Raw genomic sequence first — 718 nt, forward strand, 5'->3', positions numbered from 1 at the left:
ACCTTTCAGAAAACCGATGGTGTTTGCCACACTGTATTTGGGGGGAATCATCAACAGCATGTGAATGTGGTCGCGCATGGCGTAACCCTCTATCAATTCAACACCCTGCTGACGACATAAGGGCCTCGGAAAAAATAAATTACCCCAAATCAGGTGCTGATTACAGCCCCAGAATGTTTTAAAATACAGTCATGTTGATGACGAAGAGAAACCAAATGTAAAGGAGTCGTTATTGTGGAAAAACACCGCCAGCGCGCTAGTCGGCTCAGCGCGGCACATGTTTATGGCGGAGGTTGTTGAGTTGCTTGGCTGGGGTGGTCAACGTTACGTTGAAAAGACTTTCGGCTGGGACAGAAAAACGATTCGTAAGGGACAGCAAGAACGGGATGCAGGAGAACCCGCATTGGATGGACGTTGCCGCTCTGGTCGTAAGAAGGCGGAAGAACACTGTCCCCGGTTGCTGGACGATATCGTCGACATTCTCGACACCACAGGGCAAACCGACCCCACCTTCAGAAGCACTCGAATTTATACGCCAATCACCGCCAGGGAGGTCCGGCGCCGACTACTGGAACAAAAAGGCTACACGGACAGCCCGTTGATCGGTGAGAGGAGTTTGCGAACGAAGCTCAATATGCTGGGCTATCGGCCACAACGTATCCGCAAATGCAAGCCACACAAACGTCTGCCAGAAACTGACGCCATCTTTGAAGAAATT

General features: G+C 50.7%; 2 protein-coding genes. One reads left to right on the forward strand and one right to left on the reverse strand.

The features are described 5' to 3' along the window. The coding region (locus tag ACOCD2_RS23910; RefSeq protein ID WP_419626281.1) for a transposase at nucleotides 1-189 on the reverse strand (189 nt) is incomplete at its 3' end. Nucleotides 190-283: 94 nt separating this feature from the next. Here ACOCD2_RS23910 and ACOCD2_RS23915 point away from each other — a divergent pair. Next, on the forward strand, nucleotides 284-718 hold a 435-nt coding region (locus ACOCD2_RS23915; RefSeq protein WP_419626280.1), incomplete at its 3' end, for an ISAzo13-like element transposase-related protein.

Origin of the sequence: Thiolapillus sp., from assembly GCF_048562965.1 — a bacterium.
Lineage (GTDB): Bacteria > Pseudomonadota > Gammaproteobacteria > Chromatiales > Chromatiaceae > Thiolapillus > Thiolapillus brandeum_A.